The organism is Streptomyces sp. NPDC057682 (genome assembly GCF_042799575.1).
GTDB lineage: Bacteria > Actinomycetota > Actinomycetes > Streptomycetales > Streptomycetaceae > Streptomyces.
In genome coordinates, this window is record NZ_JBHVIN010000011.1 from 218,154 (window position 1) to 239,853 (window position 21,700).

Genomic DNA, 21,700 nt, shown 5'->3' on the forward strand with positions numbered 1-21,700 from the left:
GCCACGGCCGTCGTTCGTGCCCTCGGCACGTGGTGGCCGCCTTCAGGCCCGCCCCACCCCCGACCAGCCACCGACCTCGCACTGTCCGTCCGCGTTGTCTCCCGTGCTCAGGACCGTGCCGTCGGCGCGCAGGCCGAGGGTGTGGGCCGAGCCGGCGGCCACGGCGGTGATGTCGTGCCAGGTGTCGACGTCGCACTGTCCGTGGGTGTTGTCGCCCGTTGCGAGGACGTGGCCGGAGGCGGTGAGGGCGACGGTGTGGTGGCTGCCCGCGTCGAGGGCGACCAGATGGTCCCAGGAGTCGACGGCGCAGGCCCCGGCGGTGCGTTCTCCCGTGGCTACGGCGCGGCCGTCGGCGCGGAGGCCGACCGTGTGCAGATACCCCGCCGAGACGGAGACGAGGTCGTGCCACGTCCCGACGGCGCACTGGCCGCGCCGGTTGTTCCCGGTGGCCTGGGCCGTGCCGTCGGACCGGAGGCCGACCGAGTGCCAGTCGCCGCAGGCGAGCGCGGTGATCTCTCGCCAGGACCGTACGTCGCACTGCCCTTCCGCTCCCCTGCCCGCTGCGAGGACGCGGCCGTTCGCGAGGAGGCCGAGGGTGCGGCGCCAGCCGGCGGCGACGGCGGTGATGTCGCGCCAGTCGGCGGTGTCGCACTGTCCGTCGCCGTTCCAGCCGGTCGACAGCACCGTGCCGTCGGTTCTGAGTCCGACGGTGTGGGAGCGGCCCGTGTTGCGGGCGGTGTGGACATTGCCGACGGCCACCGCGACGACGTCCCGCCAGGGCGCGACGCGGCACTCGGCGGCTCCGGAGCGGCCTGCGGCGAGGACGGTTCCGTCCGTGCGCACGGCGGCGGAGTGGCGACGGCCGGCCGCCAGTACGGGCGGGTGGACGGGCACGGCGCCTCCTTGGTCCCGTCGTGACATTCCCGTCTGCCGGGCGTCCGGGGCGCGGCGGCAGGTGTCCCGGATCGTAGTCGGCCGGCCCGCCTCGGCGGGCGCGGATCGAGGTCTTCGGGGGAATGCGGCAGGAGTGGTGCCCCCGCGGCTGCGGGGGCACCTGGTTCAGACGCGTCCGCAGTGGTGGAACGCACCGGTGGACTCGACGTAGTGGGGCCAGTTCATGGCGTTCCGCGTCTTGGGGCCGTACTTGCCGTCCTTGGTGAGGCCGTGCTTGCCCTGCACCGATTTGAGGGCGGTCTCCGTGGCGGCGCCGAAGATGCCGTCCAGGGTGAGCGACTTCCCGTAGCAGCGGTTCATGGCCCGCTGGAGGGTTTTGACGCCGGGCCCCGTGTTGCCCCGGGACATGTAGCACTCCCACCCGGAGTTGACTCCGTTGTTGAAGTGGTAGGGGCGCGGGTGGTAGTAGGGCTTGGTCTCGTAGCCCCACGAAGCGTCGCAGGGCCGGAAGGTGGAGGCCGCGGCGGCGGAGGGAGCCGCGGCCCCCGCCACGCCGAGCAGGCCGGCGGTCAGGGCGCCCGCGGTCAGGGCGGCGTACAGGCGCTTGTTGATGGACATGTCGTGGACAGCTCCCTCGCTGAGGCGGTACGCGGATGTCTCAGCCAGGGACCTTAGGGCCGGCGGGGGCGGGCGGCTGTTCCGGGCGTGCAGATTACCGTGCCGGTTGTGCCGCCGCCCCTGTCGGACCGTCCCGGGACCCGGGCGAGCCCCTCGAAACGCGTCCTGTGGCTCAGGCGAGCCGGTCGGCGGTGTAGGCCTCGATGGCGTCGCGCTGGAATACGGCGAGGCCCGGGGCGATGGCCTCGTAGGCGGCGCACCAGGCCGGGTTGTCGACAACGGCGCGGCCCATGGCCCGGTGCTCCTCGGCGGAGACCGGGCGGAGGGCGGAGAGCGCGCGGTAGTGGCTGTCGACCTCGGCCTGGACGGGGGCGGAGCCGGGGGCGTGGCCCGCGGCGCGGAGTTCGGCGATGCGGATCATCCGGGCGGTGCGTTCGCGCTGGCCCGCCTCGACGGCCTCGGGGCTCAGGCCCTCGACGTGCCGGGCGACGCGTTCGGCGTGGGCGGGGAAGTCGCGCAGGCTCTCCTGGTACTGGGCGGGCTGTACGCCTTCGAAGAGGTTCTCGGGCCGGTTGACGGTCATGGGGGCGTCGTCCTTCCTGGACTGTTCCAGTGCGGCGATCGTGCGGGAGACGGTGGCGGCCAGGGTGTCGAGCCGGTTCCGTTCGGCGAGGAGCCGCCGGTGGTGGCCGCGCAGGGCGTCCACCTCGTCGATCTGCTCCGCCAGCACCCGGCCGATGTCCTCCAGCCCCAGGCCCAGCTCGCGCAGGACCAGGATCTGCTGGAGCCGCAGGAGCTGGCTCTCGCCGTAGTAGCGGTGACCGTTGCTCCCGGTCCCGGCGGGCGGCAGGAGGCCGGTCTCGTCGTAGTGCCGCAGGGTCCGTGCGGTCACCCCGGACATCCTGGCCACCTCCGCGATGGGCCACGTGCGCGCGCTCGGCCGGTCCACCATCGTCTCCCCTCGCTCCCGCCTCACGGGGCCGGCTCTTCCGGCCCCGGTCACGACCGTAGAAGCTGCCGTTGCGGCAACCGCAAGTCGCCACGGAGCGACTGGGGTGGTGGCGGGGGGCGGCCGGTGGTCGGGGCCGGCGTTCCCGTACGAGTACGCCGCCGATCACTGATCACCAAACGCCTGCTGGTCACACCCGCACCACTGACCACGGCCGTTGCACAGCACGGGCGAGTCCTCCACACTCGTGTCGGAGAACGTCCGTGAGGAGGGGGAGGCGTGGAGAGAGGAAACGCCGACGTACCGGAGCGCCTTCGGGCGGATCACGGGCCGGGCGCGGCCGTATGAGTACGGGGCTGGACACCGCGTACATACCGCCGCAGGACCGCGAGGAGGTGATCCGGCACGCGGTGTGGGACTCCATCGTGGTCGTCGACATCGACCACCGGCCGCCCTGCAACGAGATCCGGGCCCGGATGGAGGTCGGCACCGTCGGCCCGCTCCGGGTGTGCACGGCGCGCTCGACGGCGGTCACGCTGCGGCGTACGGAACGGCTGGTCCGCAAGGACGAGGAACCGTCGCTCTTCCTCAGCCTCCAGGTGCGGGGCACCAGCATGGGAGCGCAGTACGGACGCGAATGCGTCGTGCGGCCCGGCGAGTTCGCGGTCTTCCAGTCGAACGCCCCGTACACCCTGCTCTTCGACGAGGGGGTCGACCACCACTTCCTGCGCCTGCCGCTCACGGCGCTGGCGCTCCCCGACCGGCTGCTCCGGGACACCACCACGGTGACGCTGGGGGCCGGCAATCCACTCGCCCGCCTGGCGTACACCTACTTCTCCCAGCTCGCCGACAGTGACGAACTGCGCGGCTCCGGCCCGGCGTCGGCCGTCGTCGCCCCCAGCATCGAACTGCTGAGAGCCGTCCTGATCACCCAGCACGGCGACGCCGGCCTGGCGAAGGAGCCCCTCGAAGCCACGCTCTCCCTGCGGATCACCCAGTACATCCGCGAGCATCTGGCAGACCCCGATCTGTCGGCCGCCCGCATCGCCGCCGCGCACGGCATCTCCGTACGCCACCTCTACGTCGTCCTCTCGCGCGCCGGCATCAGCCTCGGCGACTGGATCCGGGCCCGCCGGCTGGAGGCCTGTACCCGCGAACTGGCCGGTCCCGCAGGGCGGTTGCGCACCATCGCGGCCATCGCCCGGAGCTGGGGATTCGTGAACGCCGCGCACTTCAGCAAGGTCTTCAAGCAGGCGTACGGCATGTCGCCCCGCGCCTATCGCGAGGAGCACCACCGCCGGGAGCCGCACGGCTGAGGCCGCCGCAGCCGTGACGGCCGTGGACCTGTCGCCTCCGTCATCACCGCCCGAACCGTGACGGCCCTGGCCGTGTCCCCGCCGGAACCACTGAAAGCCGAGAGATGCCGATGCCCTCCGTGCCCGACGACGTACCCCCGCCCGTCCACCTCGACCCGGTCCTGGACGGGCTCGCGAAGAACCCCGCGCTGCCGGCCGAGCTCGTCCGCCGGTTCCTCGGCCGCCGCAAGGGCCTCGGCCAGGTGGCCAAGCGGCCGGACCTGAGCGAGGACGTGATCGCCGAGATCATCGCCGTGGACGATCACTGGCTCACCCACTCGCTCGCCCTGAACCGCCGTCTCCCACCGGCCTTCCGGATGATCCTCGCGGGCCATGCGGACCCCTCGATCCGCAGGGCCGTGGCCGTGGCGGCGGAGGGCTCCCCACGCGCACTGTACGAGCGGCTGCTCGACGACGGCGACCAGCAGGTCCGCCAGTACCTGGCCGAGAACGATCACACGCCGGACGACCTGCGGACCCGGCTGGCGGCGGACCCGAGCCCGGAGGTCCGGGCGGCGGTGGCCCAATGGTGGACGGCGGCCCCGGAACCTGTACGCCGCCGGCTGCTGACCGACCCCGAAGACTCCGTACGGGCGGCGGCCTGCGCCACCTACTTCCGCCGGCTCCCCCATCCCGTTCCGCCTCCCGACCTCGTCCCGCGCCTGCTGGCCGACCCGGTCACCCGCGCCGGTGCCGTGCGCCACTGCACGCTGGACACCGCCACCGCGCACCGGCTGGCCGAGGACCCCGACGACGAGGTGCGCATCGCACTCGCGGCACACCCCGATCTGCCCTCCGCGCTGCGCGACGCACTCGCCCAGGACCCCGATCCGCGCGTCGCCGTCCGTGTCTTCGCCCGCGAGGACACCCCTGAGCCGGTCCGGGCGAGGATCCACGACCGGATCCACTCCCCCTCCACACCCCCGGGTGACTGGCTCACGCACGCCGAGTCCCTGGACGATGTCGCGTTCGAGCGCGAGGTCATGGACCAGGTGGCCCGCGCGGAACTGCGGGCCCTTCGGCCGGCCTGGGTGACGGCCGATCCCGTGCCGTACGCGGACTCGCCCTATGTCTGCTTCCGCGCCTCGGCGGCGATGTCCGACCGCCTTCCGCCGCCGCTCGTGGCCCGGTTGCTCGACGACGAGGAGAGCAGCGTCCGCACGACCATGGCCCTCCATGCCCGTGACCGGATCGACCCCGCCACCGCCGAGCGGCTCGATCGCACCCACCGGCCGGACAAGCGGGTCCTGTGGCGACCGGCCGACGACTTCCCCCTCCCGCCGGAAGCACTCCGCCGCCTGGCCACGGACCCCGATCCCCGGATGCGACAACTCGCCCCTCGCGACCCCGACCTGCCCCTCCCCGTCATCCGCCGGCTGGCCACCGACCCGGACGACGTGGTCCGCCGCACCGTCGCCGCCCATCCCCGGCTGCCGCCCGACGACCTGACACGGCTCCTGGCCGACCCGTCGGAACACGTCGCGGCCACGGCGGCGGCGAACCCGGCCCTGCCCCTCGCGTCCATGCACCGGCTGCTCGCCCTGGCCGGGCTGTGAGGGGCGCTCACGCGCATTGACGGCGTCGCACGGGACACGAGCGAGGACCGCCACGGGATCAACCGTTCATCAGCATCCGTCGAGAGGGTTTCGGGAGTGCCATGAACGCCACGTGTCGTCACCGGCCTGGTTCAGGAGCGGCCACAGCGGAGCCGAGGGCGGCGACTGCGTCGCGGTCGCGGCCGGACCCGTCCTCCGCGTCTCGCGCAACGCCTGGGCCGGGTTCGTCGGCCTCGCCTCGGCGGAGTAGGACATGTGTGGGGCCCGCCGGACAGCCGAGGCGGCGGGCCCCACACCGGAGTTACGCCCCCGCGCCCACCCCCCACGTGTACACCGGGTCCGAAGCGTCGCGGTGTGACGCGACCCAGGTCGGGTCCAGGGTGTCCGTGACGTGGACCGTGCGGGACTCGTCGAAGACGACGACGCGGTCGGCGATGCCCCAGGTGCCGGCGCGGCGTTCGAAGCGGTCGACGTAGCGGCAGCGGATGATCGCGAGGTCCTGGGGGGCGCCGGGTCCGGTGGGGGCCTGGCGGAGGTAGCAGAGGCAGTAGGACTCGACGTGGGCGGAGTCGTCGCCGGTGAAGTCGACGAGCACGTTGGTGATGAAGTGCTGGGAGGAGTCGATGGTGCGGTGGCGGGTGCGGATGTCCTCGACGAGGCCGGCGGCGTCGCCGGTGTAGGCGCCGTGGACGTCGACGGCGTCGTCGAAGTAGCAGGCGGCGATGGCGTCGTGGTCGAGGCGGTCCACGGCACGCGCGTAGCGGAAGAGGACGTCCTGGATCGCGAAGCGGTCGTCGGCGCGGCTCATGCGGTGGCCTCCTGGGGGCGCGGGGAGAGGGTGGCGGCGCGGGCGGCGGCCTCGCGGCCGGCGACACGGCCGAGGACGAGGGCGTGGGCGACGGAGTTGCCGCCGCCGACGTAGCGCTCGCCGAGGATGCCGCCGGCGGCCTCGCCCGCCGCGTACAGACCGGGGACGGGGCGGCCGTCGGTGGCGAGGACGCGTGTGGAGGCGTCGATCTCCAGGCCGGTGTGGGTGCACACCAGCTCGGCGGGGAGCATCCGCACGGCGTGGAAGGGGCCGGTGGCGATCGGGGCGAGGTGGGGGTCGGCGCCCTTGGCGGCCAGGGACTCGTGGCGGAGGAAGTCCTCGTCGTGGCCCTCGGTGAAGAGGGTGTTGAAGCGGTCCACGGCCGCCTCCAGGTTCCGCGCGGGGACGCCCATCAGCTCGGCGAGGCCGGCCAGGGTGTCCGCGCGCAGGACGACGCCCTTGTCGGCCTCCTCCAGGATCCGGGCGGGGGTCCAGTCGGCGTAGCCCTCCGGCAGGGCGGCGCGGGCGGTGTCGTCGAAGACCGACCAGACCCAGCCGCCGTGGTCCTTGAGGATGCCGGGGCTGACCGCGTACGGCGCGTCCTCGTCCATGCAGCGCCGCCCGTCGGGGCCGACGTGGATCCGCGAGGGCGGCGGGAATCCACTCTGCCAGTGGTGGTACCGCTGGAACTCGGCGGTGACCAGGAGCAGGCCCCAGCCCTCGCCGAAGAGGCCCAGGCCGTGGCGTTCGGCCAGGCCGATGTGGTCGCCGCGGGCCCCGGGCGCCGCGACGACGAACAGCGCGTCGCCCGCGATCTCCGCGTCCGGCAGGAAGCGGCGCACCAGGTCCGGGTCCGCGGCGAGGCCGCCGCTGGCGACGACGACGGCGGGGGCGGTGGCCTCCTCTCCGCCGATGACGACGCCCCGAACCGCTCCGTCGCGGATCACCAGGTCCTCGACCCGGCTGCCGAGCGCGAGGTCCACGTCGAGGCGGGCTCGGGCCCTGTCGAGGACCTGGACCAGTCCGTAGCCCTGGTCCCTGGGGACGTGGCCGCGCCAGACGTCCTCCACGCCGGCCCGGGTGAGGCCCGGTTCGTGGGCGCTGCGGGAGACCTGCGCGGGGATCTCCACGCCGAGGTCGAGCAGCCAGTCGACGATCGCGCCGGACTCCTCGCAGAACATCCGGACCGGGCCGGGGCGCAGCCGCCAGCCGTTGAGGTCCATGTAGTGCTGGAACATCCGCAGCGGGGAGTCCTCGACGCCGAGGCCGCGCTGCACGCTGGTGGCGGAGGCGGTGAGCAGTCCGGCGGAGAGCTGGGTGGAGCCGCCGATCTCGTCCTCGGACTCCAGGAGCAGGACCCGGGCGCCGGCCTGGGCGGCCGAGACGGAGGCCGCGAGGCCCGCGCCGCCCGCCCCGATCACGATGACGTCGTAGTCGTAGTCCGGCTCAGACATGCTGGGAACCGCCGTCCACGGGGATGTTGGCACCGGTGATGTAGCGGGCGCTGTCCGAGAGCAGGAAGTACAGCGCGCCGAAGACCTCCATCGGGGCGCCGATGCGGCGCAGCGGGACGGTGCTCAGGGCGCGGTTCATCGCGGCCTGGTCGTCGCGGACCCAGCGGGTCATCTCGGTGTCGATGTAGCCGGGCGCGATGGAGTTGACGCGGATGTTGTCGGGGCCCAGCTCGACGGCCATGCAGGTGGTGAGGTGCTTCACCGCGGCCTTCGAGGAGTTGTACGAGGCGCGGGTGGGCCGGGCGCGGACGGCGGCGACCGAGGCCATGTTGACGATGGCGCCGCCGTCGACGGTGCGGAAGTGGCGGGCGGCGGCCTGGCCGCCGTACACGACGCCGTTGACGTTGACGCCGTAGGTGAGGGCGAGCTGTTCGGGGCTGATGTCGGTGAACTCGGCCTGCGGGAAGACGCCCGCGTTGTTGACCCACAGGTCGAGGCGGCCGAACTCCCGCAGGGCGGTGGCGACCAGGGCCTCGGAGGCGGCCGGGTCGGTGACGTCGGCGCCGACGCCGACGACGCGGCCCGCGCCCTCGACGCCCGACAGCCGGGTGTTGATCTCGTCGGCGGTGGCGGCCATGGCCGCGGCGTCCAGGTCGCCGCCGACGCCGTTGACGCCGCGGCGGGCCAGTTCCTCCAGGAAGAGGGCGCCCATGCCGCGTCCGGCGCCGGTGATGACGACGGTGCGTCCGACCAGTTCGGGGTTGATCGCGGGCAGGGGGGCGTAGTCGACGCGACCCGGGTTGTCCTCGGTGGGGGTGGTCTGCTGGGTCACGGGTGGTGCTCCTTCTGCTGTGGTGCGGTGGTGTCGGGCGCGTCGCCGTCGCGTGTGACGTGGCGGCTGACGAGCCTCAGTTCTTCGGGGTGGCCGGGGGTGCGGCGCAACCGGTCGTCGATCGTGGTGATCCGGTCGATGCGGGCCGCTCCGCCGGCGAGGTCGTGGGTGGTGACGATGAGGAGGTTCGCGCGGACGCGGTACTCCCCCGGGGCGTCCGCGGGGCGGACGGCCACGTTGGTGATCAGGTGGTGGAGGTGGGGCGCGGCGGTGTGCAGGTCGCGGGCGAACGCGGTGAGGGCGTCGCGGCCCCGGACGGGGGCGTCGTAGGTCGGGGAGACGAACGCCCCGTCGGGGACGAAGGTGTCGGCCCAGCCCTCGGCGTCGCCGCCGTCGATCGCGTGGGACTGGACGGCGTAGAGGTGCTGGACCTCCAGGAGCGTCGCGAGGAGCGGGTTCACCGGCCGGCCGCCAGTCCGGACAGGATGCGGTGGTAGAGGCCTCCGGAGGTGAGTCCGCCGTCGACGACCAGTTCCTCGCCGGTGATGTACGCGGCGTCGTCGGAGAGGAGGAAGGCGACGACTCCGGCCATCTCCTGCGGGCTGGCGAGGCGGCCCGCGGGGACGGATTTCGCGCTCTCGTCGACGAAGCTCGTGTCGGGGGCCTGGTGGAGCAGCGGGGTGTCGGTGAGGCCGGGGTGGAGGGAGTTGACGCGGATGCCGTGGGCGGCGAGTTCGAGCGCGCCGACCTTCGAGAGACCGCGTACGCCCCATTTGCTGGTGCCGTACGTGGCGGAGAAGTAGCCGACCATTCCGGCGATGGAGGAGATGTTGACGACGGCGGCGCCGCCGTTCCGGGCGCCTTCGGTCAGGGCGGGGGTGAGGGTCTTGAGCCCGTAGAAGACGCTGGAGAGGTTGATGTCCATGATCCGGCGCCACTGCTCGACGGTGGTGCCGGCGATGCCGGCGCGGAGGCTGACGCCCGCGTTGTTGACCAGGCCGTGCAGGGGTCCGGCCGCCTCGATCTCGGCCGCGAGCCCGGTCCACGCGTCGGGGTCGGCGACGTCGAGGCGGACGGCCCGCCCCGATCCGCCGGCCGCTTCGAGCTCCGACAGCAGGGCCGTCGCGGCGTCCAGGTCCAGATCGGCGGCCCAGATGTGGGCGCCCTCGGCCGCCAGGGCCAGGCAGTCGGCCCGGCCGAGGCCTCCGGCGGCGCCGGTGACCACGACGGAGCGGCCTTCGAACCGGCGGCGGGCGGCGTAAGCACCCGGGGCGGCAGGGGCGGGGGTCCCGGCGGAAGCGGCAAGAGGTCCGGCGGATGCGGCGGGGGTCCCGGGATGTGCGGCGCTCACAGCTCCAGCTCCGTCCCGCGGGTCTCCTTGAGGAAGAACGTGGCGACGAAGGTCATGACGGCGGTGGCGATGAGATAGCCGGCCGGGGCGAGGTTGTTGCCGGTCGTGTTGATGAGCAGCGTGGCGATGAAGGGGGCGGTGCCGCCGAGCGCCATGTTGGTGACGTTGTTGCTCATCGCGATGCCGGTGTAGCGGTAGCGGGCCCGGAAGATCTCGGCGTACGTCGCGAAGGAGACGCCGTTGACGAGTCCGATGAAGAAGGTCAGCGAGGAGTGGGCGAGGATCGCGGCGAGCGGGGCGCCGTCGCGCATCAGCATGAAGGCGGGCAGTCCGATGACGGCGGTGACGCCGCTGCCGACGAAGAAGACCGGCCGGCGGCCGTAGCGGTCGCCGATGCGTCCGGCGATCGGGAGGCTGATCACGGCGGAGACCATGGCGATGCAGGTGGAGGTGAACGCGAAGTCCGCGGAGTGGCCGCCCTCCGTCTGGAGGTAGCTGGCGGCGTAGACACCGGCGACGTAGTAGCCGCCGACGATCAGCGCGCCGAGGAAGATGACGAGCACGATCTGCCGCCAGGCGTGGGCGAACACGTCGGCGACCGGGTACTTGGCGACCTCGACCGTGTCGCTGTCCTGGACGGCCTCGAACTGCTCGGTCTCGGGCAGCTGGCTGCGGATGTAGATGCCGATCACGCCGATGACGACGCTGAGGAGGAAGGGGATGCGCCAGGCCCAGTCGCGGACGGTGTCCTCGCTGAGGGTGGAGGTGAGCAGCAGCGCGACGAGGGACGCGAACAGGGAGCCGAGGTAGGTGCCGGTGTTCACGAACGAGGTGTGGAAGGCCCGCCGGTCCGCCGGGGCGTGCTCGGAGACGAAGGCGTTGGCGCCGCCGAGTTCACCGCCCGCGGCAAAGCCCTGGAGGCAGCGGCAGAGCACCAGCAGGACGGTGGCCCACAGGCCGAGCGTGGCGTACGAGGGGATCAGGCCGATCGCCGTGGTGGCGACGGCCATGAGCAGGATGGTCCAGGTGAGGGCCTTCTTGCGGCCGTACTTGTCGCCGATGTGGCCGAAGAGGATGCCGCCGGGGGCGCGGAGGAAGAAGGCCACCGCGAAGGCGGCGAAGGTGGAGAGCAGGGCCGTGTTCGGATCGCTGTCGACGAAGAAGTGCGAGGCGATCAGGGTGGCCATGTAGCCGTAGATGCCGAAGTCGTAGTACTCGACGACGGTGCCGAGGATCGCCGCCCTGATCACTTTCAGCGTGGATTGGGCGGACGGGGCGGGGGATTCCGCCGGCGGGGTCGCCGGGGCAGCCGTCTCGGTGGCCAGGTTGTCCATGGAAGGGTCCTTCGGGAAGCTCTTCACGGGGGTGCGGGGGTGCGGGGGTGTGGTGGAGCGGTGGAGCGGACGGGGGTCAGGCCTGCCGGCCGGCCCAGACCCAGGCGTAGGTCCCGTCGTCGGTCCGCCGGCCGCCCTCTCCCAGTTCGAGGGGGCGGAAGGTGTCGACCATGACGGCGGTCTCGTCGAAGTACTCGGCGCCGAGCGAGGCCTCCAGCGCCGCCGGCTGCGGGCCGTGGGCGTGGCCGCCGGGGTGCAGGGTGAGCGAGCCGATGCCGATGCCGGAGCCCTTGCGGGCCTCGTAGTCGCCTCCGGCGTAGAACATGACCTCGTCGCTGTCGACGTTGGAGTGGTAGTACGGCACCGGCACGGCGAGCGGGTGGTAGTCCACCTTGCGCGGCACGAAGTTGCAGATGACGAAGCGGTCGCCCTCGAAGACCTGGTGCACCGGCGGGGGCTGGTGGATCTTGCCGGTGAGCGGCATGTAGTCCTCGATGTTGAACGTGTACGGGTAGAGGCAGCCGTCCCAGCCCACGACGTCGAAGGGGTGGGTGTCGTAGCGGAACCGGGTGCCGACGACGCCGTGCGGGCCGCCCCGGTGCTTGACCAGCACCTCGGTGTCGCGTCCCTCGGCGAGGTGGACGGCTTCGGGGCCGTGCAGGTCGCGTTCGCAGTAGGGGGCGTGCTCCAGGAGCTGGCCGTACTTCGAGAGGTAGCGCCGGGGCGGTGCGATGTGACTGTTGGCCTCGATCGCGTACAGCCGGCTGGGTCCGTCGGTGGTGTCGGGGAGCCAGCGGTGGGTGGTGGCGCGCGGCAGGAGGACGTAGTCGCCGGTGCGGTACGGGAGCACGCCGAAGACGGTCTCCACGGTCCCGGTGCCGGACTCCACGTAGACGCACTCGTCGCCGATGGCGTTGCGGTAGAGCGGTGACGGTGCCCCGGCGACGACGTAGGAGAGGCGCACGTCGCCGTTGCCGAGCAGCAGCCGCCGGCCGGTCACCGCGTCCGTGCCGGCCGCGGTGTCCGCGTCGAACAGGGCGTGCGGGGTGAGGTGGCGGGGCTTGAGCGGGTGGTTGGCCTCCGTCGCCTGGTCCGGGAGGTCCCAGACCTCGGCGGCGACGATCGCGGAGGGCACGCCCCGGTGGTAGAGGAGCGAGGAGTCGGAGGAGAAGCCCTCCTCCCCCATCAGCTCCTCGTAGTAGAGCGCGCCCGCGTCGTCGCGGAACTGCGTGTGCCGCTTCGGCGGCACGATGCCGACTCGACGGTAGAACGCCATGACTCCTCCGGCGTGTAGACCCAGGACGGGCTGGGGGACGAGGGTGAGCGAACGGCCCTGTGGCGCCCGGCGCCGCTACGGACGGCGCTGCGGCGGTGGCCGGTGGCGAACCAACGTCGCGGTGGCGACCGGGGGTTGGCGACCGGAGAAGGTGACCGATTAAAGAACGCCACCTGTTCGCATTTCGATGATCCTCGGCTAGGGTGTGACCCGTGTCAATACCTCTCGCCTTCCGACATCTCGTGGACGACGCGGCGGTCTTCCCGCCCGGCCTGGCTCCGCTGCCCCGTGCCGTGGCCGAGCACGCCGCCCACCTGGCGTCCGACCACGCCGGGCTGATCGGCCCCTTCGTCGTCGCCTCCACGGCCCTGGAGGAGCTGGCCGCGCTCGCGGATCCGGCGCTGTTCCCGGACGGGCTGCGGGTGAGCCTCGTGGCCGGGGCGGCGGCCGTTCCCGCCGCTCTGAGCACCGTGGCCGCGACCGGCCGGCTGGTCCTCGCCGCCCTGGAGGTCAGGCCCGGCCCGGACCGGCCCGTCCCTGGGCAGATCGACGAGCTGGCGGACCTGGAACTGCCCGAGACCGTGTACGTCGAAGTGCCCCGGCCCGACGATCCGGAGTGGGGCGTGACGCTCGCCACAGTCGCCCGGCACGGCTTCCGGCTGAAGTTCCGCACTGGGGGCACCGAGCCCGCCGCCTTCCCCACCGAGGACGAGCTGGCCGCCTGGATCCACGCGGCCGTGGCCGCCGGCACCCCGTTCAAGTGCACCGCCGGACTGCACCACGCCGTCCGCCACACCGCCCCCGCCACCGGCTTCGAGCACCACGGCTACCTCAACGTGCTGCTCGCGACCGCGCGGGCCCGCGCCGGGGAAGGGCTGCCCGCCGTCCGGTCCGCCCTCGCCGCACGCGACCCGGAGGCGCTCGCCGCGGCCGTCACCGCGCTCCGGGAGGAGCAGGCCGCGGACGCCCGCGCCGCCTTCACCTCGTACGGCTCCTGCAGCGTCCTCGAACCCCTCCAGGACCTGGGCGCGCTGGGACTGCTCGGCGCCTGACCCCGCCCGTCCGCCCCGCGGCGGGCCGCACACGCCCCGCCACCGCCCGCACCACGCCATCCGGACCACCGACACCGAAGGGCCCCACCATGAGCACCCACCCCGTCACCTGGGCCGATGCCGCCGACGGCAGCCCGTACGACGTCGACAACCTGCCGTACGCCGTCTTCTCGACCGAGGACTCCGGGCCGCGCCTCGGCGTCCGCATCGGGGACCAGGTCCTGGACCTCGGCCACGCGGCCGCCGCGCTGCGCCCCGAGTGGACGGAGCTGCTCGACGCCCCCGCGCTCAACCCGCTGATGGCCGCCGGACCCGCCACCTGGGCCGCCGTCCGCGCCTGGGCCGTGGAACTGCTCACCGACACCGCCCACCGGGACCGCGTCCGGCTCGTCCCGCTGGAGGCCGTCACCCTGCACCTGCCGTTCCAGGTCGCGGACTACGTCGACTACTACGCCTCCATCGACCACGCCGGGAACGTCGGCCGGATCTTCCGCCCCGACGGCGAGGCCCTTATGCCGAACTGGCGCCATCTGCCCGTCGCGTACCACGGCCGCGCGGGCTCGGTCATCGTCTCCGGCACCCCGGTGCGCCGCCCCTCCGGCCAGCGCAAGGCCCCCGCCGACCCGGCACCCACGTACGGCCCCTCGCTGCGTCTGGACATCGAGGCCGAACTGGGCTTCGTCGTGGGGCGCACGCTCCCGCTCGGCGAGCGCGTGCCGACCTCGGAGTTCACCGAGACCGTCTTCGGTGTCACGGGCGTCAACGACTGGTCCTCCCGGGACATCCAGGCATGGGAGTACGTGCCGCTGGGCCCCAACCTCGCCAAGTCCTTCGCCACCAGCATCAGCGCCTGGGTCACCCCGCTCGCCGCCCTGGAGCACGCCCGCGTCGAACTGCCCGGCCAGGACCCCGAGGTGCTGCCCTACCTCCGCGAGGAGGGCCCCTCGGGCTACGACATCGACGTGGAGGTCGAGGTCAACGGCACGGTCGTGGCCCGTCCGCCGTACCGGTCCATGTACTGGTCGCCCGCGCAGATGCTCGCCCACCTCACGGTCAACGGGGCCTCGCTGCGCGTCGGCGACTTCTACGCCTCCGGTACGATCTCCGGCCCGGAGAAGGATCAGCGCGGCTCCTTCCTCGAACTGTCCTGGGGCGGCACCGAGCCCTGGACCGCCGGGGGCGAGAAGCGCACCTTCCTGGAGGACGGCGACGAGGTGGTCCTGCGCTACTCGGCGCCCGGTGCCCGGGGCCGCATCGGCCTCGGCGAGGTCCGCGGCACGATCCTCCCCACGGCCTGACGTCGGCCCGACGACCCCCAGAGAGGTGTCATGACACCCCCGAACGACACCGAGAGCGGCGGCTCGCAGACCCTGGAGCGCGGACTCGCGATCCTGGTCGAACTGAGCCGCCACTCCGAGGGTCTGAACACCAGCCAGGTCGCCGCGGCGACGGGCTTCCACCGCTCCATCGCGCACCGGCTGCTGGTCTCGCTGCACCGCACGGGCTTCGCCTCGCGCGACGACGAGGGCCGCTACGCCGTGGGCCCGGCCGTGTCCGGGATACTCGGCGAGTCCGGCCCCAGCCTGCGCGTCGTCGCGGAGCCCGTGCTCCAGCGTCTGGCCCGCCAGGTCGACGCCACGGCGAGCCTGGTCGAGATCATCGGGACGGCGGCCGTCACCACGGTCGTGGCCGAACCGCCCACCGACGGGCCGCTGTTCTGGTACCGCAAGGGCAGCCGCGACCCGATCGACAGCGGCTCCGGAGGACTGGCCTGCCTGGCCTCCGGGCCGCCGCGGGCGGGCGAGCCGGAGCGGGTCCAGTCGATCCGCGAGGCCGGCTTCGTCTCCACGCACAGCGAGGTGAACGTCGGGGCGTACGGCATCGCCGCACCGCTCCCGGGCTGGCCGGTCCGCGCCGCGCTCAACGTCGTCACCGCGGACCCGGCCATCGCCGAACTGGCCGTGGTCCACGTCATGGAGGCGGTCGCCTTCCTCGGCACCCCGCGCGACCACCGCTGATCCCGGCCCCGCACGACGGCCGGCCCCCGCGCGTCCCGTGCGCGGGGGCCGGCCGTCGTGGCGTACTCACGCTCCCTGGACCCTGTCGCCCTCCGGGAGACGGACGGTGAACGGGGCGCCGGTGCGCCCGCGCAGCTCCTCCGGGTCGGTGCCGGGGGCGAGGCGGACGAGTTCCAGTCCGCGCGGGGTGACGTCGAAGACCGCGAGGTCGGTGATGATGCGCTGGACGACGCCGACGCCGGTCAGCGGCAGGGTGCACCGCTCCACGATCTTGGGGCTGCCGTCCTTGGCGTTGTGCTCGGTCAGCACGATCACCCGGGGCGTGCCCGCGACCAGGTCCATCGCTCCGCCCATGCCCTTGACGAGCTTGCCGGGGATGGTCCAGTTGGCCAGGTCCCCGTTGGCCGCGACCTGGAGCGCGCCGAGGACGGCGGTCTGCACCTTCCCCGCGCGGATCATCGCGAACGAGGTGGCCGAGTCGAAGACGCTCGCCCCGGGCAGCAGCGTCACGGTCTGCTTGCCGGCGTTGATGAGATCGGCGTCCTCGTCCCCCTCGTACGGGAACGGGCCCGTGCCCAGGATGCCGTTCTCGCTCTGGAGGGTGACCCGCACCCCGGGCGGGAGGTGGTTGGCGACCAGCGTCGGAATGCCGATGCCGAGGTTGACGTACTGGCCGTCCCGCAGTTCCTCGGCCGCCGTCGCGGCCATCTGCTCACGTGTCCACGCCATCTCAGGCCTCCCGGGTCCGTACGGTCAGTTGCTCGATCTCCTTGGCCCGGGGCCGCGCGGCCACCACCCGGTGCACGAAGACGCCGGGCGTGGTCACCGTGTCGGGGTCCAGGAAGCCGTCCTCCAGGACCTCTTCGGCATCGACGACGGTGACGGTCCCGGCGGTGGCGACCAGCGGATTGAAGTTGCGGGCCGTGAGGCGGTAGGTCAGATTGCCCTCGCGGTCGGCGCGGTGCGCGTGGACGAGCGCGAGATCGGGCACGATGGCCCGCTCCAGCAGATGGGTGCGGCCGTCGAACTCCGCGGTGGGCTTGCCCTCGGCGACCGGGGTGCCGACGCCCGTGGGGGTGTAGAAGGCCGGAATGCCCGCCCCGCCCGCCCGCAGCCGCTCGGCGAGCGTGCCCTGCGGCACGAACTCGACGTCGAGCGTGCCGTCCAGGTACTGCGAGGCGAACAGCTTGTTCTCCCCCACGTAGCTGCCCATGACCTTGCGGACCTGGCGCTTCTCCAGCAGCAGCCCGAGGCCCTTGCCGTCGACGCCCATGTTGTTGGAGACGATCGTCAGCCCCTGCGCGCCGGAGTCGCGGACCGCCTCGATCAGGTCCAGCGGGTTGCCGCTCAGACCGAAGCCGCCGACCGCGATGGTCAGATCGTCGCGGAGCAGCCCCTCCAGCGCCGCGGACGCGCTGGTGAACACCTTCGACATGTCCACTCCTTGTTTCCTGTCCATAAAGTGGACGCTCCTCCACACCGTAGAGAGAGCCGCGATTCCCCGGCAATGGCCAGGTGGGGTTTACTGTCCCGGACGGCGGAACCGCTCTGATCGTGAGCGTGCGACGCAGAACCGTCCACCATATGGAGGCTTCGATGGAGGGTGCCCAGGCCATCAGCAGGGCGGCGGCGCTGCTGCGGATCGTCAGCGCGGCGGCGGACGGGGTGACCACCGCGCAGGCCGCCCAGCGGGCCGGGGTGGCCCGGACGACGGTGCACCGGATCCTGTCCTCGCTCCAGGACTCCGGTCTCCTCGACCGGGACAACAGCACCGGCCGCTGGCATCTGGGCCCCGAGGTCTTCCTGATGGGGGCGCTGGCCGCGCGGCGCTACGACTTCGTGGACACGGCGCGCTCCGCCGTGCGGGAGCTGGCCGACGAGACCGGCGAGAGCGCCTTCCTGTCCCTGCGCCGGGGCGACGAGAACGTGTGCGTGCTGCGGGAGGAGGGCAGCTTCCCGCTCCGCTCCTTCGTGCTCCAGGAGGGCACGCGCTTCCCGTTGGGCGTCGCGTCGGGCGGTCTGGCGATCCTGTCGTTCCTGAGCGACCAGGAGATCGACGCCTATCTCGGCCGTTCCGAGCTGACCGGGGAGTGGGGCGAGGCCCATGACGCGGACGCGATCCGCGAGCGGGTCCGGCTGACGCGCACCGCCGGGTACGCGACGAATCCGGCGCTCGTCCTGGAGGGCAGCTGGGGCATGGGCGCCGCCGTCTTCGACCAGCACGGGCGGCCCGCCTGGGCGGTCAGCATCACCGGCGTCGAATCGCGGTTCCGCGACGCCCGGCGCCCGGAGCTGGGCCGGCTGCTGCTGCGGACGGCGCACCGGCTCAGCACCCGGGCGGGGCACGGCCGCACCCCGGCGGGCCGCTGAGCCGGAGCCGTACGGCTCAGTCCTCGCCCTCCAGCTCCCCCTCGGTCTCCAGGAAGGTCTGCCGCAGCGCGGCCAGCACCTCGGGGTCGGGCTCGGCCCACATGCCCCGGGACTCCGCCTCCAGCAGTCGTTCCGCGATGCCGTGCAGGGCCCAGGGGTTGGCCTCCTGGAAGAAGGCCCGGTTCACCGGGTCGAGGACGTAGGTCTCGGTGAGCCTGTCGTACATCCAGTCGGCGACCACGCCGGTCGTGGCGTCGTAGCCGAAGAGGTAGTCGACGGTCGCGGCGAGTTCGAAGGCGCCCTTGTAGCCGTGGCGGCGCATCGCCTCGATCCACTTGGGGTTGACGACCCGGGCGCGGAAGACCCGGGAGGTCTCCTCGGTGAGGGTGCGGGTGCGGACGGTCTCGGGGCGGGTGGAGTCGCCGATGTACGCCTCGGGGGCGCTGCCCCGCAGCGCGCGGACGGCGGCGACCATGCCCCCGTGGTACTGGAAGTAGTCGTCGGAGTCCGCGATGTCGTGCTCGCGGGTGTCGGTGTTCTTGGCGGCGACGGCGATCCGCCGGTACGCGGTCTCCATCTCCTCGCGGGCCGGGCGGCCGTCCAGGTCGCGGCCGTAGGCGTAGCCGCCCCAGGTCGTGTAGACCTCGGCGAGGTCGGCGTCGGTGCGCCAGTCGCGGGAGTCGATGAGCTGGAGGAGTCCGGCGCCGTAGGTGCCGGGGCGGGAGCCGAAGATCCGGGTGGTGGCGCGGCGTTCGTCGCCGTGCGCGGCGAGGTCGGCGCGGGTGTGGGCGCGTACGTGGTTGAGGGCGTCGGGTTCGTCCAGGGAGGCGGCGAGGCGGACCGCGTCGTCGAGGAGGCCGACGGTGTGCGGGAAGGCGTCGCGGAAGAAGCCGCTGATGCGCAGGGTGACGTCGATGCGGGGGCGGCCCAGTTCGTCGGCGGGGACCGGCTCCAGGCCGGTGACACGGCGTGAGGCGTCGTCCCAGACGGGGCGGATGCCGAGCAGCGCGAAGGCCTCGGCGACGTCGTCTCCGGCGGTGCGCATCGCGCTCGTCCCCCACAGGGAGAGTCCGACGGATTCGGGCCAGTCGCCGTTGTCGGCGCGGTAGCGCTCCAGGAGCGAGTCGGCCAGGGCCTGTCCGGTCTCCCAGGCCAGCCGGGAGGGAACGGCCTTGGGGTCGACGGAGTAGAAGTTGCGGCCGGTGGGCAGCACGTTGACCAGTCCGCGCAGCGGGGAGCCGGAGGGCCCGGCGGGGACGAAGCCGCCGTTCAGGGCGTGGACGCAGTGGTCGAGTTCGGCGGTGGTGCCGGCCAGGCGCGGGACGACCTCGGAGGCGGCGAAGGAGAGGATGTCGGCGACGGCCTGCGGGTGTCCTGCGGCCACGGTCGCGGCGGCTGACCCGTCCCAGTCCGCGTCCTCCATCGCCTGGACCAGGGCGCGGGCCCGCTCCTCGACGGCGTCGGCGTCGGCGCGGACGGCGGCGGACTCGTCCAGGCCCAGGGCCTCGCGCAGTCCGGGCAGGGAGGCGGTGCCGCCCCAGATCTGGCGGGCGCGCAGGATCGCGAGGACGAGGTTGACCCGGGCCGGGCCGGTGGGGGCGCCGCCCAGGACGTGGAGTCCGTCGCGGATCTGCACGTCCTTGATCTCGCAGAGCCAGCCGTCGAGATGCATGATGAAGTCGTCGAAGCCCTCGTCCTCCGGGCGGTCCTCCAGGCCCAGATCGTGGTCGAGCTTCGCGGCCTGGATGAGGGTCCAGATCCGGGCGCGGATCGCGGGGAGCTTCGCCGGGTCCATGGCGGCGATCTGGGCGTGCTCGTCCAGGAGTTGTTCGAGGCGGGCGATGTCGCCGTAGCTGTCGGCGCGGGCCATCGGCGGCACGAGGTGGTCCACGAGCGTGGCGTGCGCCCGGCGCTTGGCCTGGGTGCCCTCGCCGGGGTCGTTGACGAGGAACGGGTAGACGAGCGGCAGATCGCCGAGCGCGGCGTCGGGGCCGCAGGCGGCGGAGAGTCCGGCGTTCTTGCCGGGCAGCCATTCCAGGTTCCCGTGCTTGCCGAGGTGGATCATGGCGTCGGCGCCGAATCCGCCGTCGTCGGCGCGGGCGGCGATCCAGCGGTAGGCGGCCAGATAGTGGTGCGAGGGCGGCAGATCGGGGTCGTGGTAGATCGCGATCGGGTTCTCGCCGAAACCGCGCGGCGGTTGGATGAGGATCAGCAGATTGCCCCGGCGCAGGGCGGCGAGGACGATGTCGCCCTCGGGGTTGCGCGAGCGGTCCACGAACATCTCGCCGGGCGGCGGACCCCAGTGGCGCTCGACGCCCTCGCGCAGTGCGGCCGGGAGTGTGGCGTACCAGCGGCGGTAGTCGGCGGCCGGGATGCGGACCGGGTTGCGGGCCAGTTGTTCGTCGGTGAGCCACTCCTGGTCGTGGCCGCCTGCCTCGATGAGGGCGCGGATCAGCTCGTCGCCGTCGCCGGAGGCGAGCCCGGGGACCTCCTCGTCCCCGAAGTCGTAGCCCTCGGCGGCCAGGCGGCGCAGCAGCGCGATCGCGCTGGCGGGGGTGTCGAGCCCGACGGCGTTGCCGATCCGGGAGTGCTTGGTGGGGTACGCGGAGAGGACCAGCGCCAGGCGCTTACCGGCGTTGGGGATGCGGCGCAGCGTCGCGTGGCGTACGGCGATCCCGGCGACGCGGGCGGCCCGTTCCGGGTCGGCGACGTAGGCCGGGAGGCCGTCCTCGTCGATCTCCTTGAAGGAGAACGGGACGGTGATGAGGCGGCCGTCGAATTCGGGTACGGCGATCTGGCTCGCGGCGTCGAGCGGGGAGACGCCCTCGTCGTTGTCCTCCCAGTCGGTGCGGGAGGAGGTGAGGCAGAGCGCCTGGAGGATCGGCACGTCGAGTGCGGTGAGCGCGCCCGCGTCCCAGGACTCGTCGTCGCCGCCGGCCGAGGCCTCGGCGGGCCGGGTGCCGCCCGCCGCGAGGACCGTGGTCACGATCGCGTCGACGGCGCGCAGGGCCTCGATCAGTTCGGTCTCGGGGGCGCGCAGCGAGGCGACGTACAGCGGCAGGGCGCGGGCCCCGGCGTCCTCGACGGCCCGGCACAGGGCTTCCACGAAGGCGGTGTTGCCGCTCATGTGGTGGGCCCGGTAGTAGAGCACCGCGACGGTGGGGGCGTCCGGGGCCGTGGCGCGGGGGGTGCGTTCCAGCGGGCCCCAGGAGGGTGCGGGGGCGGGCGGTTCGAAGCCGTGGCCGGTGAGCAGGACGGTGTCGGACAGGAAGCGGGCGAGCTGTTCCAGGTTGGCGGGGCCGCCGTGGGCGAGGTAGGCGTGGGCCTCGGCGGCGATGCCGACGGGGACGGTGGAGGCGGCCATCAGCTGGGCGTCGGGGGCCTGTTCACCGGTGAGGACGACGACGGGGAGGCCGGTGGCGCGCACCTGGTCGAGCCCGTCCTGCCAGGCGCGGACCCCGCCGAGGAGCCGTACGACGACCAGTTCGGCACCGTCGAGGAGGCCGGGCAGGTCCTGGAGCGGGAGCCGGGAGGGGTTGGCGTGGCGGTAGGCGACCGGCCCGTCGGACGCGCGGGCGCTGAGCAGGTCGGTGTCGGACGTCGACAGGAGCAGGATCATGCGGCGTCAGGCCTTCCTCGGGGTGTCCACGCCCCGGGCGGTGTCGAGTTCTCCCCTGGCCCGGCCGGAGCCGGGTGCGGGGAAAGGGAGTTCCTGACTCACCCGGTCCGGGGACCGGGCTCACAGTGGCGGGACCGCGCCGGATTCGCACCGGGCTTCCTCCCCTGTCGCCGTCTGTGGCGACGACGGACCGGTGGGTCCGTCAGGGGGCATA

At 73.1% G+C, this 21,700-nt stretch carries 20 protein-coding genes and 1 riboswitch; of the genes, 7 read left to right on the plus strand and 13 right to left on the minus strand.

Features of this window, described 5'->3' with window-relative positions; genetic code table 11:
• Positions 1-42: 42 nt before the first annotated feature.
• The 3 genes from ACFVDM_RS21565 to ACFVDM_RS21575 form a co-directional block, all read right to left on the minus strand.
• Positions 43-894 carry an RCC1 domain-containing protein gene (locus tag ACFVDM_RS21565; protein WP_383642202.1) on the minus strand — a complete coding sequence of 284 codons (852 nt, stop codon included), beginning with the start codon at positions 892-894 and terminating at the stop codon, positions 43-45.
• A 165-nt stretch (positions 895-1,059) separates the two neighbouring features.
• Positions 1,060-1,512, minus strand: coding sequence for a peptidoglycan-binding protein (locus tag ACFVDM_RS21570; RefSeq protein WP_383642205.1), 453 nt, complete (start codon positions 1,510-1,512; stop codon positions 1,060-1,062).
• 172 nt (positions 1,513-1,684) lie between these two features.
• The gene (locus tag ACFVDM_RS21575; RefSeq protein ID WP_383642453.1) at positions 1,685-2,464 is read right to left on the minus strand and encodes a MerR family transcriptional regulator; all 780 of its coding nucleotides are present in this window, start codon (positions 2,462-2,464) and stop codon (positions 1,685-1,687) included.
• A 341-nt stretch (positions 2,465-2,805) separates the two neighbouring features.
• Between ACFVDM_RS21575 and ACFVDM_RS21580 the strand changes: the two genes are divergently transcribed.
• From ACFVDM_RS21580 to ACFVDM_RS21590, 3 genes are all read left to right on the plus strand, one after another.
• Positions 2,806-3,777 carry a helix-turn-helix domain-containing protein gene (locus ACFVDM_RS21580; protein WP_383642208.1) on the plus strand — a complete coding sequence of 324 codons (972 nt, stop codon included), beginning with the start codon at positions 2,806-2,808 and terminating at the stop codon, positions 3,775-3,777.
• 119 nt (positions 3,778-3,896) lie between these two features.
• A complete protein-coding gene (locus ACFVDM_RS21585) occupies positions 3,897-5,372 on the plus strand; it encodes a hypothetical protein (RefSeq protein WP_383642211.1) in 1,476 nt (491 codons plus the stop codon).
• Between the two features lie 112 nt (positions 5,373-5,484).
• Positions 5,485-5,622 (plus strand): DUF397 domain-containing protein, encoded by a 138-nt coding sequence (locus ACFVDM_RS21590; RefSeq protein ID WP_383642214.1) that lies wholly within the window; start codon positions 5,485-5,487, stop codon positions 5,620-5,622.
• A gap of 51 nt (positions 5,623-5,673) precedes the next feature.
• On the opposite strand, the gene ACFVDM_RS21595 is transcribed toward ACFVDM_RS21590, so the two are convergent.
• From ACFVDM_RS21595 to ACFVDM_RS21625, 7 genes are all read right to left on the minus strand, one after another.
• Positions 5,674-6,180 (minus strand): nuclear transport factor 2 family protein, encoded by a 507-nt coding sequence (locus ACFVDM_RS21595; RefSeq protein WP_383642217.1) that lies wholly within the window; start codon positions 6,178-6,180, stop codon positions 5,674-5,676.
• Positions 6,177-7,634, minus strand: a complete 1,458-nt coding sequence (locus ACFVDM_RS21600) for an FAD-dependent oxidoreductase (protein WP_383642220.1) — start codon at positions 7,632-7,634, stop codon at positions 6,177-6,179. The genes ACFVDM_RS21595 and ACFVDM_RS21600 overlap by 4 nt, the downstream gene beginning before the upstream one ends.
• Positions 7,627-8,466, minus strand: a complete 840-nt coding sequence (locus tag ACFVDM_RS21605) for an SDR family NAD(P)-dependent oxidoreductase (RefSeq protein ID WP_383642223.1) — start codon at positions 8,464-8,466, stop codon at positions 7,627-7,629. The genes ACFVDM_RS21600 and ACFVDM_RS21605 overlap by 8 nt, the downstream gene beginning before the upstream one ends.
• Entirely contained in the window at positions 8,463-8,927 is a 465-nt protein-coding gene (locus ACFVDM_RS21610) for a nuclear transport factor 2 family protein (protein WP_383642226.1), read from the minus strand. Before ACFVDM_RS21610 ends, ACFVDM_RS21605 begins: the two co-directional genes overlap by 4 nt.
• On the minus strand, positions 8,924-9,691 hold the full coding sequence (locus ACFVDM_RS21615; protein ID WP_383642456.1) for an SDR family NAD(P)-dependent oxidoreductase: 768 nt from the start codon (positions 9,689-9,691) through the stop codon (positions 8,924-8,926). Before ACFVDM_RS21615 ends, ACFVDM_RS21610 begins: the two co-directional genes overlap by 4 nt.
• Positions 9,692-9,813: 122 nt before the next feature.
• The gene (locus tag ACFVDM_RS21620) at positions 9,814-11,151 is read right to left on the minus strand and encodes an MFS transporter (protein ID WP_383642229.1); all 1,338 of its coding nucleotides are present in this window, start codon (positions 11,149-11,151) and stop codon (positions 9,814-9,816) included.
• Between the two features lie 76 nt (positions 11,152-11,227).
• Positions 11,228-12,427: a homogentisate 1,2-dioxygenase gene (locus tag ACFVDM_RS21625; protein WP_383642232.1), complete on the minus strand. Its 1,200-nt coding sequence runs from the start codon at positions 12,425-12,427 to the stop codon at positions 11,228-11,230.
• Between the two features lie 212 nt (positions 12,428-12,639).
• Between ACFVDM_RS21625 and ACFVDM_RS21630 the strand changes: the two genes are divergently transcribed.
• The 3 genes from ACFVDM_RS21630 to ACFVDM_RS21640 all read left to right on the plus strand — a co-directional run bounded on the left by ACFVDM_RS21630 (position 12,640) and on the right by ACFVDM_RS21640 (position 15,497).
• A complete protein-coding gene (locus ACFVDM_RS21630) occupies positions 12,640-13,479 on the plus strand; it encodes a hypothetical protein (protein ID WP_383642235.1) in 840 nt (279 codons plus the stop codon).
• 89 nt (positions 13,480-13,568) lie between these two features.
• Positions 13,569-14,777, plus strand: coding sequence for a fumarylacetoacetase (gene fahA, locus ACFVDM_RS21635; protein WP_383642237.1), 1,209 nt, complete (start codon positions 13,569-13,571; stop codon positions 14,775-14,777).
• Positions 14,778-14,807: 30 nt separating this feature from the next.
• Positions 14,808-15,497, plus strand: coding sequence for an IclR family transcriptional regulator (locus tag ACFVDM_RS21640; RefSeq protein WP_383642240.1), 690 nt, complete (start codon positions 14,808-14,810; stop codon positions 15,495-15,497).
• A 66-nt stretch (positions 15,498-15,563) separates the two neighbouring features.
• On the opposite strand, the gene ACFVDM_RS21645 is transcribed toward ACFVDM_RS21640, so the two are convergent.
• Together ACFVDM_RS21645 and ACFVDM_RS21650 are read right to left on the minus strand one after the other, a co-directional pair.
• The gene (locus ACFVDM_RS21645; protein ID WP_383642243.1) at positions 15,564-16,226 is read right to left on the minus strand and encodes a CoA transferase subunit B; all 663 of its coding nucleotides are present in this window, start codon (positions 16,224-16,226) and stop codon (positions 15,564-15,566) included.
• Between the two features lies 1 nt (position 16,227).
• On the minus strand, positions 16,228-16,932 hold the full coding sequence (locus ACFVDM_RS21650) for a CoA transferase subunit A (RefSeq protein WP_383642246.1): 705 nt from the start codon (positions 16,930-16,932) through the stop codon (positions 16,228-16,230).
• A 161-nt stretch (positions 16,933-17,093) separates the two neighbouring features.
• Here ACFVDM_RS21650 and ACFVDM_RS21655 point away from each other — a divergent pair, with 161 nt between their 5' ends.
• Complete coding sequence (locus ACFVDM_RS21655) at positions 17,094-17,867, plus strand: IclR family transcriptional regulator (protein WP_383642249.1); 774 nt, start codon at positions 17,094-17,096, stop codon at positions 17,865-17,867.
• 16 nt (positions 17,868-17,883) lie between these two features.
• On the opposite strand, the gene cobN is transcribed toward ACFVDM_RS21655, so the two are convergent.
• Complete coding sequence (gene cobN, locus ACFVDM_RS21660; protein ID WP_383642252.1) at positions 17,884-21,486, minus strand: cobaltochelatase subunit CobN; 3,603 nt, start codon at positions 21,484-21,486, stop codon at positions 17,884-17,886.
• An 87-nt stretch (positions 21,487-21,573) separates the two neighbouring features.
• A riboswitch (cobalamin riboswitch) is annotated at positions 21,574-21,648 on the minus strand.
• Between the last annotated feature and the right edge of the window lie 52 nt (positions 21,649-21,700).

What these genes read in the sequence shown, in the direction of transcription:
- fahA (WP_383642237.1), top strand. Translation starts at nt 13,569, where the DNA reads ATGAGCACCCACCCCGTCACCTGGGCCGATGCCGCCGACGGCAGCCCG.
- ACFVDM_RS21580 (WP_383642208.1), top strand. Translation starts at nt 2,806, where the DNA reads ATGAGTACGGGGCTGGACACCGCGTACATACCGCCGCAGGACCGCGAG.
- ACFVDM_RS21655 (WP_383642249.1), top strand. Translation starts at nt 17,094, where the DNA reads ATGGAGGGTGCCCAGGCCATCAGCAGGGCGGCGGCGCTGCTGCGGATC.
- ACFVDM_RS21575 (WP_383642453.1), bottom strand. Translation starts at nt 2,464, where the DNA reads ATGGTGGACCGGCCGAGCGCGCGCACGTGGCCCATCGCGGAGGTGGCC.
- ACFVDM_RS21595 (WP_383642217.1), bottom strand. Translation starts at nt 6,180, where the DNA reads ATGAGCCGCGCCGACGACCGCTTCGCGATCCAGGACGTCCTCTTCCGC.
- ACFVDM_RS21620 (WP_383642229.1), bottom strand. Translation starts at nt 11,151, where the DNA reads ATGGACAACCTGGCCACCGAGACGGCTGCCCCGGCGACCCCGCCGGCG.
- ACFVDM_RS21625 (WP_383642232.1), bottom strand. Translation starts at nt 12,427, where the DNA reads ATGGCGTTCTACCGTCGAGTCGGCATCGTGCCGCCGAAGCGGCACACG.
- cobN (WP_383642252.1), bottom strand. Translation starts at nt 21,486, where the DNA reads ATGATCCTGCTCCTGTCGACGTCCGACACCGACCTGCTCAGCGCCCGC.
- ACFVDM_RS21570 (WP_383642205.1), bottom strand. Translation starts at nt 1,512, where the DNA reads ATGTCCATCAACAAGCGCCTGTACGCCGCCCTGACCGCGGGCGCCCTG.
- ACFVDM_RS21645 (WP_383642243.1), bottom strand. Translation starts at nt 16,226, where the DNA reads ATGGCGTGGACACGTGAGCAGATGGCCGCGACGGCGGCCGAGGAACTG.
- ACFVDM_RS21650 (WP_383642246.1), bottom strand. Translation starts at nt 16,932, where the DNA reads ATGTCGAAGGTGTTCACCAGCGCGTCCGCGGCGCTGGAGGGGCTGCTC.
- ACFVDM_RS21600 (WP_383642220.1), bottom strand. Translation starts at nt 7,634, where the DNA reads ATGTCTGAGCCGGACTACGACTACGACGTCATCGTGATCGGGGCGGGC.
- ACFVDM_RS21640 (WP_383642240.1), top strand. Translation starts at nt 14,808, where the DNA reads ATGACACCCCCGAACGACACCGAGAGCGGCGGCTCGCAGACCCTGGAG.